Annotated in this window: 9 protein-coding genes; 2 read left to right on the top strand and 7 right to left on the bottom strand. The window is 62.2% G+C overall.

The features are described from left to right. Nucleotides 1-93: 93 nt before the first annotated feature. Complete coding sequence (locus tag AC1RQI_RS02755; protein ID WP_481903563.1) at nucleotides 94-2,145, top strand: TonB-dependent receptor plug domain-containing protein; 2,052 nt, start codon at nucleotides 94-96, stop codon at nucleotides 2,143-2,145. Between the two features lie 22 nt (nucleotides 2,146-2,167). Beyond that, nucleotides 2,168-2,563 (top strand): MerC domain-containing protein, encoded by a 396-nt coding sequence (locus AC1RQI_RS02750; protein ID WP_416632981.1) that lies wholly within the window; start codon nucleotides 2,168-2,170, stop codon nucleotides 2,561-2,563. Between the two features lie 74 nt (nucleotides 2,564-2,637). Here AC1RQI_RS02750 and AC1RQI_RS02745 read toward each other — a convergent pair whose 3' ends face one another. From AC1RQI_RS02745 to AC1RQI_RS02715, 7 genes are all read right to left on the bottom strand, one after another. Continuing rightward, nucleotides 2,638-3,357 carry a response regulator gene (locus AC1RQI_RS02745; RefSeq protein WP_481903562.1) on the bottom strand — a complete coding sequence of 240 codons (720 nt, stop codon included), beginning with the start codon at nucleotides 3,355-3,357 and terminating at the stop codon, nucleotides 2,638-2,640. Further along, nucleotides 3,354-6,032, bottom strand: a complete 2,679-nt coding sequence (locus AC1RQI_RS02740) for a DUF4118 domain-containing protein (protein WP_481903561.1) — start codon at nucleotides 6,030-6,032, stop codon at nucleotides 3,354-3,356. The genes AC1RQI_RS02745 and AC1RQI_RS02740 overlap by 4 nt, the downstream gene beginning before the upstream one ends. Further along, complete coding sequence (gene kdpC, locus AC1RQI_RS02735) at nucleotides 6,029-6,634, bottom strand: potassium-transporting ATPase subunit KdpC (RefSeq protein ID WP_481903560.1); 606 nt, start codon at nucleotides 6,632-6,634, stop codon at nucleotides 6,029-6,031. The genes AC1RQI_RS02740 and kdpC overlap by 4 nt, the downstream gene beginning before the upstream one ends. 12 nt (nucleotides 6,635-6,646) lie before the next feature. Beyond that, the gene (kdpB, locus tag AC1RQI_RS02730; protein ID WP_481903559.1) at nucleotides 6,647-8,668 is read right to left on the bottom strand and encodes a potassium-transporting ATPase subunit KdpB; all 2,022 of its coding nucleotides are present in this window, start codon (nucleotides 8,666-8,668) and stop codon (nucleotides 6,647-6,649) included. 13 nt (nucleotides 8,669-8,681) lie between these two features. Beyond that, nucleotides 8,682-10,394: a potassium-transporting ATPase subunit KdpA gene (gene kdpA, locus AC1RQI_RS02725; protein ID WP_481903558.1), complete on the bottom strand. Its 1,713-nt coding sequence runs from the start codon at nucleotides 10,392-10,394 to the stop codon at nucleotides 8,682-8,684. Nucleotides 10,395-10,473: 79 nt separating this feature from the next. After that, on the bottom strand, nucleotides 10,474-10,554 hold the full coding sequence (gene kdpF / locus AC1RQI_RS02720; protein ID WP_481903678.1) for a K(+)-transporting ATPase subunit F: 81 nt from the start codon (nucleotides 10,552-10,554) through the stop codon (nucleotides 10,474-10,476). Between the two features lie 206 nt (nucleotides 10,555-10,760). After that, nucleotides 10,761-12,581: an acyl-CoA dehydrogenase C-terminal domain-containing protein gene (locus AC1RQI_RS02715; protein ID WP_416632987.1), complete on the bottom strand. Its 1,821-nt coding sequence runs from the start codon at nucleotides 12,579-12,581 to the stop codon at nucleotides 10,761-10,763. Between the last annotated feature and the right edge of the window lie 146 nt (nucleotides 12,582-12,727).

Below are 12,727 nucleotides of genomic sequence, written 5' to 3'. Positions count from 1 at the left end.
CTCAGAGGACGGATTGCCAGAGCTGTTCCGGCAACAGGCTTTTTGGTTGTCGCTTCCGCTGTGTCGGTACAGGCAGAAGACACCACTCAACCAATGGCGCTTGACGAAATCACTGTGGAAGCCGGCACTCCTTCACCAGGGTCGCCGTTGTACCAGGCCTCCCAGATTGATGTTCTGCAGGGGGCGGAAAAGGATCGACGCGGAAGCGCCACACTGGGTCAGACTCTGGATCATCTGCCGGGCGTTGACACCGTCAGTGCCGGCAACCAGGTCGGCAAACCCGTCATCAGAGGACTGTCCGGTAATCGGGTGCGTATCCTCTCCAACGGCATAGGAATGGACCACCAGCAGTTTGGCACCCGGCATTCACCCAACGTTGACCCCTTCCTGAGCGACCGGATTGAAGTAGTGCGTGGCGCGTCCAGCATTCTTTACGGCTCGGATGCGCTTGGCGGCTCGATCGACGTCCAGCCTCTACCGTTAATCTTCAGCGATGAGGATACGCGCCATACCAGCGGTGAGGCGCATTTTGGGTACGCCACCAACAATGACCAGAATGATCTTGGACTGAAAGGAGCCAGCGAAGGCACCAACTGGAGCTTCGTGGGCGGTCTTATCCACCGGAACGCTGGTAACATCACCGTGCCGGACGATCCTACCTTCTTTCCGCCACCCTCAAGTGATGCGGATAAGCGCCGGGCACCGGCCTACACGGGCGAGCTGGACTATACGGATTTCGAGCAACTCAACGGGCAGCTTGGTATAGGGTATAAAGCCGGTTTCGGTGAACTGCGCCTGCGTTACACCGGATGGCGTAATGAGCACAACTTCCTGCTGCCACCACCGGCGGGTAAGAAACCACCGGCGGAAGGCCCGGAGGGTGTTGGTCAGCGCCTGGAGAACGATGAGCTGCGCCTCGATGCCATGATTCCGCTGGACGGCAACTGGACGTTCAAGCCCACTCTGGCCTGGCAACGCAACCAACGTCAGTCCAACGGTGGCGGTGTGCCGAGGAACGAGCTTTTTGACGGCACCATTGATATTGAATTCGATCAGTACACGACCCGCCTCGAAGCAGAGCACGCTCAGCTCGGGGTCTTTGATGCGGGGCGTGTCGGTCTTGAGTACCGGACGAAACAACAGGAATCCCGGGGCACCACTCAGCTGAGCCCTGGTGGTCAGGTTGATAACCTTGGTGTTTTTGCCTTTGAGGAACGCACCCTGGGTCGCCTGACACTGCAGGCCGGGCTGCGTCAGGACTGGACCGAAACGGTAGGCAAGAGCAACGAGACCGCCGCGCCAACCTCATTCAACGGGCGTGACGGGAATGACTACTCGGTGACATCGGGCTCCCTCGGGGGCTCTTATGCCCTGACCGATACACTAACCCTGGCCAGTAATGTGGGTCGGGGTTTCCGTGCACCCACCCTCTTTGAGCTTTACGCGGACGGCCAGCATGCCGGTGTTGCGGCCGTCCAGAAGGGGAATCCGGATCTCGATGCCGAAAAATCCCTGAATACCGACCTTGCCCTGCGCTGGCGTTCCGGCCGGGCAGCTGCGAGCGCCACCGTCTACCGCAATGCCATCGACGATTACATCGATCTCCAGGATACAGGTAATACCGAACAAGGACTGCCTGTTTTCCGGTATCGCCAGACCGACGCCGTGCTGACCGGCGTGGAGCTGACGGCCCGTGCGAATGTGACGGAAACCGTCGAGCTGAGTGCAAGTTACAGCGCCGTGGACGGAGAGAACGACCGCACGGGCAACGACCTGCCGCTGCAGCCTGCGGACGAACTGCGGGTGGAAGGCACCTGGACACCCAGCCGCTGGGGCCCACTGCGCACCCCCTGGGTCCGCCTTGGCCTCCGTCATAACGCCTCAAAGAAGGCCGCGCCCGGGGAACCCTTCTCCCAGTTCGATAACGCTCCTTTCGGTACCGCTTCTACCGATTCGTATACGGTTGCGGACTTCGGAGTCGGTTTCTCCATTGCCAGTAGCGTGGGCGCCCCCGTCCGGTTCAATCTCGAAGTACGCAACCTGACGGACACGAGCTACCGGCACTTCCTGGATACCTACAAAGGGTACGCACTGAGCCCAGGGCGTGATGTGCGCATGACCGTCAAAGTGCCACTCGGGGGTTGACACCCCCGTTAAGGAGAACGCCATGACCGAGAGGACTCATGCATATTCACAGCGGCTTGATCGCCTAGCGATCGGCGTTTCCACTCTCTGTGCGCTGCATTGCCTGGCTTTGCCCCTGATGCTGGTGCTGTCGCCGACATTGAGTACATCCTTTATGGGCGACGCGGCATTTCATCGCACCCTACTACTGTTCGTCATTCCCTCCAGCCTCCTGGCGATGACACTCGGCTGCCTGCAACACAAGGACGCGCGGGTCTGGCTGCTTGCGGCTGCGGGGCTCTCAGTGATGGTGCTGGCGACTTTCTGGGGCCATGGCCTGTTCGGGCACTGGGGTGAACGGGGGGTAACGTTGATCGGGGTGAGTCTTCTTTCGCTTGGCCACCTGCGTAACTACAGTCTGTGTCGTCGGGATCCATAAACTCATACCTGTGGCGATCAATGATCCGTCTTCCCTTCGATTTATTGTGGCCGATGAGCTTCGAAAGTACGTCTTCAGGATTCACCTACAAACCGATAGCCAACACCCGGCTCAGTCTCTATGTAATGCTGCTCGGTGGGATCATCTCCAAGTTTCTGCCGGAGTTTTCCGATAAGAACGCGCAGATAGTGCGTATCTTGAGTATGAGTAGGACCCCATACCTCCTTCAGAAGCTGTGGCTGCGTTACAATGCGTCCGGCCTCCTTCATCAGAACCTGAAGCACGGCGAATTCCTTGGGCGTCAGCCGCACTTCGGCACCCTGTCGGTAGACCCGTCGGGTGCTCAGGTCAATACTCAGGACACCATCATCAAAAAACGCCCAGGCGTTGGATTCAGCCGTCTGTTTGTCCTGAATCCTCAGCTGGCTGCGCACCCGAGCCAGAAATTCGTCGATGCCGAAAGGCTTGGTGACATAGTCATTCGCTCCCAGGTCAAGTGCCTCAACTTTCTGCTGTTCCCGGTTCCGGACTGAGAGCACAATAACAGGTACCGATGACCATTCCCGCAGCGACTGCAGCACCTCGGTTCCATCACGGTCTGGTAGTCCAAGGTCCAGAATGACCAGGTCGAGGGGTTTGCGTGCGCAATACGCCAGACCCGATTCTCCCGTTGAAGCCTCGTGGACCTCATAGCCTTCGGTCTTCAGACTGATCTGGAGAAAATGGCGGATCTGGGGTTCATCATCCAAGACCAGTATCCGGGCGAGAGCCGGTGCGGTATCTTTGTCAGTCATTCAGCTTCTTCCTGAACCTCCTGATCATCAGAGGGTGCCAGTGACGGCAGTGTAATCTCGATGGTCGTGCCACGGCCCTCGGGGCCCTCCAGCGCCTGGATACGCCCCCCATGGGCCCCCACCATACCCTGGCAGATAGCAAGCCCCAGGCCGCCGCCATGGGAGCCACGATCCCCGTCGCCACCGGTGAAGAACATGTCGAACACCTGGTCCCGGTGTTCCTCGGGAATACCCGGGCCTTCATCGGTGATCGAGATAACCAGTTCATTATCACGGTTTTCCGCCTCAATATGCAGGGTTGAGTCCCGTGGAGCAAACCGCGCCGCGTTCTCAAGCACATTGACCAGGGCCTGCTCGATGAGCGCAGGGTGCACCCACAACAGCGGCAGGTTTTCCGGGATATCCCGATGGATATGGACGTGGGTCAGAAGCTCCCGGGTCCGACGCAACGCAGAGGCCAGGATGTCGGTGAATGCAATCCGGTCACGCTCAATCTTGAGGGTGCCGTGCCCAAGCTTCGCCATGTCGAGCAGGTTGCGGATGTAGCGATCCAGACGCCGCCCCTCGCCCAGGATGGAATCCAGAAGGCTTTCCTTGTCCTCGTTGCTGAGTTTCTCGAACATGGATCGAAGCGTACTGGCGGAGCCGATCATGGACGCCAGTGGCGTACGCAGGTCGTGGGAAATGGAGGACAGCAGCGCCGACCGCAGGCGTTCGGTCTCCTCCGCCACCCGGGATGCCGACAGGCTCGCGGCCAGCTCGGTCCGGGAACAGGCGAGCGCCAGCTGGTGGATGTACGCATCGATTGCCAGGCTGCGGTAGTAATCAGCCGGCTTGTCGTCCACATGGAGTCCCAGCACGGAATGGATCCGGCCGTCCACTTCAATCGGCTCGAACCGCCAGTCCAGGCTGCTCAACGTGTCGCTGTAGGCGCCACTGGGCTTGCCATTGCCCAGCGCCCACTCGGCAGCACTGTAGGCCCTGGGCTTGAGCTCAGCGCTGGGGCCTCCGCGGGCCACGACTTCAAGCTCCGGGGTGGTCGCACCGTGCTTGAGCAGCGCCACCGGCAGCTTGGTATTGGTATAGAGTGTGTCCACGGCTTCGTTCTGCACCGAGGCAATATCGGGCGCGGCCGCGAGCCGGCGGGTATACTGGAGCAGCGCGTCCGTCTGGTCATTGGAGGCCCGGAGCATCTGGATCTGCTGATGGAGGCGCGCCGCGAGATTGCCGCCGATAACCGCGATCACGAGGAAGAACACAACCGTCAGGATCTGGTCTGTCTCGGTCATGTTGAAGGTGAGCCGGGGCTCGGTGAAGAAGAAGTTGTAGGTGAAGAAACTCAGGAGCGCGGTGAACAGGGCGGGCCGTATGCCCGTTCGGGCGGCAACCCAGAGCACGGCGGTGAGAAAGACCAGGGACAGGTTCGCCAGTGTCAGCACGTACTGGAGCAGCATGGAGATGGCGGTGGCGGCACCGACGCTTGCCGGGGCCCAGAGGTAGTCGGTCTTGCGGGTGGTCCGCTCCCGGCTCAGCAGGGTGCCCCGGCGGCGGCGACGCGGTACTGGTATGAAATGGATATCAAAGGCTTCGGCGGTCTTCAGCAGCTTGCGGCTGGTCGAACGCCGGAAATGCCACCAGCGATTGTGCGAACGCCCCAGAACGAGCGTCGTGACGTTCTGTTGGCGGGCATAGGCAATGAGTTCCTCGGCAACGTCATGGCCACGCAGGGTCTTGGTGTCGGCCCCCAGGCGCGAGGCCAGGGCAAAGACCCGCTCAAGCCGTTCCGCATCCTCCTGATCCATGCTGCCATTATCGACGGCCACCACGGTCCATGGGGCCTTGTAGCGTTCCGCGAGCCGGCGTCCGGCACGGACCAGCGCCTCGCCCTGACCACTGGCATCCACGGCGATGAGCAACCGCGAACGGATGTGCCAGGGCCCCTCGATGCCCTTAGACTGCATATTCTCACGAACGTCCGTGTCCAGGCGCTCGGCAATAGTCTGGACCGCGAGTTCGCGAAGCGCGGCCAGGTTGGACGGACTGAAATAGTTCTCCAGGGCCGCCCGGGCCTGTTCCGGGACATAGACCTTGCCCTGCTGCAACCGGTCGATCAGCTCCGAGGGCGCCAGGTCCACCAGGACAATATCCCGGGCCCTCTCCAGCAACGCGTCCGGAACCGTCTCCCGCATGCGTACCCCGGTAATCCGGGCAACCACGTCCGTCAGGCTTTCCAGGTGCTGGATATTGATCGCGGTCCAGACCCCGATGCCCTGGTCCAGCAACTCCTCGATATCCTGGTACCGGCGCGGATGCCTTGTGCCCGGGATATTGCGGTGCGCCAGCTCGTCCACCAACAGGATCTCCGGGCGGCGTTGCAGGGCCGCGTCCAGGTCAAACTCCTGGAACTGTCGCCCGGAATACTCAAGGGTTTGAGTCGGGAGCTGTTCAAGCCCCTCGCACAGGGCCTGGGTCTCGGGACGGCCGTGGGTTTCGGCCACGCCCACCACTACATCCACGCCCTGGCGCTTGAGTTCATGGGCCGCCTGGAGCATCTGGTAGGTCTTGCCGACGCCGGGCGCGGCGCCGAGGAACACCTTCAGGCCGCCGGGCTGTTCACGGTTCTGGGTTTTCAGAAGCGCGTCCGGGTTCGGGCGTTGCTCGGCGCCATTACTCATTTCCGCCAGTCCTTACCATCCAGTGCAAGGTTGATTTTGAGCACATTGACCCTGGGTTGGCCAAAGATCCCCCAGGTTGGCCCCTGGACATGCTGCTCAATAAGAGCCTCCACCTGGTTCACGGGCATGTCCCGGGCCTGCGCAATGCGCGGTGCCTGGATCCGCGCCGCTTGCGGTGACAGGTGCGGGTCAATGCCCGAACCGGAGGCGGCGATCAGGTCCACCGGAATACGGTCCGCGGCAATGCCCTCGCGCTCCTGGATCGTCCGGGAATCCGCCTCGGCCCTCGCCCGAAGGTCCGGATTGCTGGGCGCCCAGTTGGAGCCACCGACCGCCGTGGGGTCGTACCCGGCCGCGGAGGGCCTGCCGTGGAAGTATTCCGGAGCCGAGAAGGGTTGTCCAACCAGTTCGGAGCCAACGGGCTGGCCATCGACCCTGATCAGGCTTCCCGTCGATTCATGGGAAAACAACAGTCCCCCGACTCCTGTGATCAGCAATGGGTACAGGCCGCCGCAAAGCAGGATGAAGACCACCGCCACCCTGAGGGCGGACAGCCAGCTTGCCGAGGCGACTGCTTTATTATCCGCGTTGTAGGTTGTCATGGGTCAGCTCCTTTAGATGAAGACGGTGATGATGAGATCCAGCACCTTGATGGTGGGGAAAGGCAGAAGCAGCCCGCCAAGGCCGAAGATCAGCAGGTTCCGTACGAGCAGTTGCTCGGCACTGGCCGGCTTGAACCGGACGCCGCGAAGCGCGAACGGAATCAGCGCCGGAATGACCAGCGCATTGAACACGGTTGCCGCCAGAACGGCGTTCATGGGGCTGGAAAGATCCAGTATGTTGAGCGCACCCAGCGCCGGTGTGCTGGCCAGGAACAGGGCCGGAAGAATGGCGAAATACTTGGCCACATCGTTCGCCAGCGAGAAGGTGGTCAAAGAGCCCCGGGTGATCAGCAGCTGCTTGCCGATCTCGACCACGTCGATCAGTTTCCCGGGGTCCGAGTCCAGATCCACCATGTTGCTGGCCTCGCGCGCGGCCTGGGTCCCGGAGTTCATGGCGAGCCCGAGATCCGCCTGCGCGAGCGCGGGCGCATCATTGGTGCCGTCGCCCACCATCGCTACCAGTCGCCCTTCCTGCTGCTGTTCCTGGCGGATGAACGCGAGTTTCTGCTCGGGCGTGGCTTCGGCGAGGAAGTCATCAACACCGGCCTCGGCCGCGATGGCCGCCGCCGTGGTCGGATTGTCACCGGTGATCATGACCGTTTTCACGCCCACTGCCCTGAGCCGGGCAAAGCGTTCCCTGATGCCGCCCTTGATGACATCGGACAGCGCGATCACACCCAGAACCCGGCCTCCCTCGGCGACGACAAGCGGCGTTGCCCCCTTCTGGGCGACCCGCTCGGCCAGGCGGTCCGCCTCGTCCGGGTAGTCACCGCCCTGTTCGACCACGAAGTTGCGGATGGCGTCGGTGGCACCCTTGCGGAGCTGGCGGCCATCGGGGAAATCAATGCCGGACATCCGGGTGGTTGCCGAGAATTCAATGAACTGTGCGCCCTCACCGGCCTGTGCCGTGGAGCCCTGGTCCCCGGCCAGCGTAACCACGGACTTGCCCTCCGGCGTGGGATCGGCCAGCGATGTCAGCAGCGCGGCATCGCGCAGTTCCTCGGCCGCCACTCCCGGGGTGGTCTCAAAGGCGGTTGCACGCCGGTCGCCCAGGGTAATGGTGCCGGTCTTGTCCAGAAGGAGCGTATCCACGGAGCCGGCTACCTCCACCGCCTTGCCCGACTTGGCGATGACATTGGCACGCATGGCGCGGTCCATCCCAGCGATCCCGATGGCGGGCAGCAGCCCGCCGATGGTGGTGGGAATCAGGCACACCAGCAGCGCGACCAGGACCGAGTAGGAGGGGTCGATGCCCACGAACCCGGAGGTGGGCACCAGCGAGACCACCACGATCAGGAACACCAGCGTCATGGCCGCCAGCAGCACGGACAGGGCCAGCTCGTTGGGCGTTTTCTGACGCTTGGCACCCTCGACCAGCGCGATCATCCGGTCCAGCAGGGAGTTGCCGGGGTCCACCGTGATCTCCACGACAATCTCGTCCGAAAGGACCTTGGTACCGGCGCTCACGCCGCTGTTATCGGTTCCGGCCTCGCGCAGGACCGGCGCGGACTCGCCCGTGACGGCGGACTCGTTGATGGTGCTGGCGCCTTCGACGATCTCGCCATCGCCCGGGATCAGCTCATCCGGTTTGACCCGGACCCGGTCCCCTTTGCGGAGATCACCCGCGGCGACCGACTGCTCGCCCTTATCGGTCACCTTCCGGGCCTGAAGGTTTTCCCGGGTGGCCCTCAATGCGCCGGCCTGGGCCTTGCCCCTGGCCTCGGCGATGGATTCCGCCCCGTTCGCGAACAGGACGGTAACCAGCAGAATCCCGGCAATGGCCAGATCCATGCCAAAGGCGACGCCCTGGGCCATGTGCACGCCGGCCAGAAGGGCCGTGACCACGGTCCCTACGGCGACGACGAACATCACGGGGTTGCGGGCAAGCGAGCGCGGTGACAACCGGCTCAGGGACTGGATCAGGATCTCGCCCGGGTTAATGGATTGCATGGTTGTATTCGGTTTCCTGGACATGATGAGCCTCCGGTCAGTGAATGGTTGCCATGGCTTCAGCAATCGGACCGAGAATCAGGACCGGCATGAAGCTGAGCAGGGTGAACATCACGATGACGGCAAGCGTCATCAGCCCGAAGGTGCCCGTGTCCAGGCTCAGGCTGCCCCGTCCCTCGGGGGCCGTGCGCTTGGAGGCGAGCGACGCGGCAATGGCCAGGGGTGCGAGCATGGGTATGAAACGGCCCAGGACCAGGTTCACCGCGCAGGTGACGTTCCACCAGACGCTGTTGTCGTTCAGCCCCTCAAAGCCTGAGCCATTATTGGCAAAGGCCGAGGTGTACTCGTAGATCACCTGGCTGATCCCGTGGTAGCCCGGGTTGGAGTTACCCGTCAGGCCCGGGAAGGCCAGGGTGACCGCGCTGAACCCCAGAATCAGCAGAGGCTGGAGCAGCAGTGCAATACAGACGAGCTTGATCTCGCGTGTTTCAAGTGGCTTGCCGGCAATCTCCGGGGCCCGGCCGATCATCAGCGACCCCAGGAAGGCAGCCAGCAGCAGGAACAGGAGAAAGCCGATCAGCCCGACACCCACGCCACCAAAGATCACGTTGATGAACATGTCCATGATGGGAACCATGCCGCCGATCGGATTGAAGCTGTCGTGCATGCCGTTGACCGAGCCATTCGAGGTCTGGGTCGTCCAGCTTCCCCACAACGCCGTGGCCGTTGCCCCGAAACGCACCTCCTTGCCCTCAAGGTTGGGGCCTTCGGCGGCCAGTGAGGAGAAGGCGCCGTTGGGGGTGTTTTCCTGCCAGATGGCGACGGAGGCCAGCCCAACGGACATGACCACCATCACGCCCATGACCACCTGGGCAAGCCGCCGCCTGCCGGTGAAAAACCCGAGCGCGAAGACCAGGGCCGCCGGGATCAGCACGATGGAGACGGTTTCGACCAGATTGGAGAGAGGCGTCGGGTTCTCAAGCGGAACGGCGGAATTCGCCCCGTACCAGCCACCCCCGTTGGTCCCGATCTGCTTGATGGCGACCATGGACGCCACCGGGCCCACGGGAATTTCCTGCTGCTCCATGGCCACGCTCGAATCCAGCGGCTGGACGGTCTGTGCCCCCTCGTAGGTGGAGGGCACGCCCTGGGAGGCCAGAAGCAGAGCCACCACGGCGGCCATGGGCAGCATGACCCGGACAATGGCGCGCGTGAGGTCCTGGTAGAAATTACCCACGGACACGGGCGCCTCCGCGCTCGCGCCGGTCTGGGCATCACGGCCACCGAAGATGGTCCGGATAATGGCGAACAGTGTGGCCATACCCGCCGCCGGGGTCACGACCTGGAGCGTCACAATGCCGAACGTATGCGCGAGGTAGGACAGCGACGCCTGGCCGGAATAGTGCTGCTGGTTCGTATTGGTAAGAAATGAGACGGCGGTATGCAGCGACAGATCCCAGCTCATCCCGCCGATACCATCCGGGTTGAGAAACAGCAGCCCCTGGGCCATCAGTAGCCCGAAAATCAGCAGGCCCAGCACCAGGTGGAATTTCAGCAGGGCCCTGCCATACCCCTGCCAGGTCATGGGCTGGCCCGGGTCGATGCCACAGAGCCTGTAGAGGCCGTTTTCCACCGGCAGGAAGATCCGCCCGCCCATGCCGGTGTCGCCGGAATAGACACCGGCGATGTAGCGACCCAGCGGCCAGGCGAGCAGCAGCGTCAGCGCGTAGATGATGATGACCTCGTTCATAGCCGATCCTCCAGGTCAATGAACCAGAAGCAGAGGGCAAAAAGCCCAACGATGATGCCGATTCCAAGCAGTGCCATGGTCAGAACCTCTCAGGCTGAAGAAGTGCCGCCACCAGATAGATCCCGATGGCCAGTGACGGGATGAGAAGCAAGGCAGACATAGTCGCGCCCTCCCTTGGTGAATGATGCTTAATGATCGCGACTGAGGGCGTAAAAATGCGATGACCAAAAGCGGCATGGGGCGTAAAGATTGCGTAAAAACAGTGCTGCTTTCAGCTCATGTGTCGAGTGGTTTGAAGGGATGGCCGGTTTGATTGGTAGGCATAAAAAAGCCGGCCCGAAGGCCAGCAGGGGGGGTAGGGGGTGATCAGTAATCGAAGGCGAACGCCTCGTTATCGAGCTGCATCAGGGTCTCGCTGGGGCTGAGCATGCTGTCGGCATGACCCTGGGCCTGGGGTAGCATGCGCTCGAAGTAGAACGCCGCGGTCGCCAGCTTGGCATTGTAGAATGTCTCGCTCTGGCTGCCGCCCTCTTCGAGCCCCTTGCGGGCGGCAGCAGCCATACGCAGCCACATGAAGGCCATGTAGACATAGCCGCTGTACATCAGGAAATCGTGCGCGGCCGCGGAGACCATGTCGCGGTCCTTGCGTGCGATCACCATGAGGCGGAAGGTCAGCCAGTTCCACTGGGTGGCCAGCTTCAGGATGCGCCATGCCCAGGGGCGCAGCGTGCTGTCGGTGAGGTGCTTGCGGGCCTCGTTGCTCATGCGCAGGGTGAACTCGCGCACCGCGCCACCCTGGGTCATCATCAGCACCTTTCGGCCGAGCAGGTCCAGCGCCTGGATGCCGGTCGTGCCCTCATAGAGGGTGGCGATCCGGGTATCGCGCACAATCTGTTCCATGCCGTGTTCCTTGATGTAGCCGTGGCCGCCGAACACCTGCATGCCCAGGTTGGTGGCCTCGTAACCCTTCTCGGTGAGAAAGCCCTTGAGGATCGGGGTCAGGAAGCCGAGCTTGTCGTCGTACTTCCGGATCTTGCGCTCATCCTCTTCAATGTAGCCACAAACCATGTGGTCGGCGTACTGGGCGGCGTCATAGAGCATGGCACGCCCACCTTCGGCCACCGCCTTCTGGGTCAGCAGCATACGGCGCACGTCAGCGTGATACATTAGGCTGTCCGCCACCTGGTTCGGTTCCTTCTTGCCGGAGAGCGCCCGCATGGAACGGCGTTCCTTCGCGTAGGCCAGGGCATTCTGGTAAGAGAGCTCCGCGGGACCCACGCCCTGGATGGCGGTGCCGATGCGGGCCGTGTTCATGAAGGTGAACATGCACTCCAGGCCCTTGTTCTCCTCGCCCACCATATAGCCCTTGGCCTCATCGAAGTTCATGGTGCAGGTGGCGGAGGCCTTGATGCCCATCTTCTGCTCGAGCGCACCCACGGAGACGCCGTTGGCTTGGGCCGCATTGCCCTCTTGGTCTGGCAAATACTTGGGCACGATGAACAGGGAGATGCCCTTGGTGCCCCTGGGCGCTTCCGGCGTGCGCGCCAGCACGATGTGAACGATGTTTTCAGTCAGGTCATGGTCGCCGGAGGATATGAAGATCTTGGTGCCGGTAACGCGGTAGGAACCGTCCCCCTGGGGCACGGCCTTGGTGCGGACCTGGCCCAGGTCGGTACCGCACTGGGGCTCGGTCAGGCACATGGTGCCGGTCCAGCGGCCTTCGGTCATGGGCGTGAGGTAGGTCTGGCGCTGCTCCTCGTCCCCGTGAAGCTGAAGCGTATTCATGGCTCCCATGGACAAACCCGGGTACATGCTGAAGGGCCAGTTGGCGGTGCCCATCATTTCCTGCTTCATCAGCCCGAGGGAGGCGGGGAGCCCCTGGCCGCCGTATTCTTCCAGGCTGGAAAGCCCCTGCCAGCCGCCGGCAACGTAGTCATCATAGGCTTCCTTGTACCCGGTCGGGGTCTTCACCTCACCATCCACAAGTTGGCAGCCCTCCTGGTCGCCGCTCTGGTAAAGCGGAAACAGGGTGTTCTCACAGAACCGGGCGCATTCGCCCAGGATGGCGTCCACCATGTCCGGTGTCGCTTCGGTCCCGTTGCTCAGAGACTGGTAATGGCCCGGGTAGTTGAAGACCTCGTTAAGCAGGAAATTCACATCGGTCAGGGGCGCCTTATAGCTCGCCATCTCGGACCCTCCCATCTGTTTGTTGTGGCGACAGTCTCTGACAGCAGCGTCATTGGAGCCAATGGCGACGTGTACATCTGTGTACGTCACTGCGGCCACCCGATGAACCCCGCCGGGCGTACCGGCGTACCCACTAACAGTCATTC

It is taken from the genome of Salicola sp. AFF1 (genome assembly GCF_056783195.1).
This window is presented reverse-complemented; position numbering and strand designations above follow the sequence as displayed.

Excerpts from the sequence above, each read along its gene's own strand:
- AC1RQI_RS02755 (WP_481903563.1), top strand. The coding sequence starts at position 94 with ATGGCGCTTGACGAAATCACTGTGGAAGCCGGCACTCCTTCACCAGGG.
- AC1RQI_RS02750 (WP_416632981.1), top strand. The coding sequence starts at position 2,168 with ATGACCGAGAGGACTCATGCATATTCACAGCGGCTTGATCGCCTAGCG.
- AC1RQI_RS02745 (WP_481903562.1), bottom strand. The coding sequence starts at position 3,357 with ATGACTGACAAAGATACCGCACCGGCTCTCGCCCGGATACTGGTCTTG.
- AC1RQI_RS02740 (WP_481903561.1), bottom strand. The coding sequence starts at position 6,032 with ATGAGTAATGGCGCCGAGCAACGCCCGAACCCGGACGCGCTTCTGAAA.
- kdpC (WP_481903560.1), bottom strand. The coding sequence starts at position 6,634 with ATGACAACCTACAACGCGGATAATAAAGCAGTCGCCTCGGCAAGCTGG.
- kdpB (WP_481903559.1), bottom strand. The coding sequence starts at position 8,668 with ATGTCCAGGAAACCGAATACAACCATGCAATCCATTAACCCGGGCGAG.
- kdpA (WP_481903558.1), bottom strand. The coding sequence starts at position 10,394 with ATGAACGAGGTCATCATCATCTACGCGCTGACGCTGCTGCTCGCCTGG.
- kdpF (WP_481903678.1), bottom strand. The coding sequence starts at position 10,554 with ATGTCTGCCTTGCTTCTCATCCCGTCACTGGCCATCGGGATCTATCTG.
- AC1RQI_RS02715 (WP_416632987.1), bottom strand. The coding sequence starts at position 12,581 with ATGGCGAGCTATAAGGCGCCCCTGACCGATGTGAATTTCCTGCTTAAC.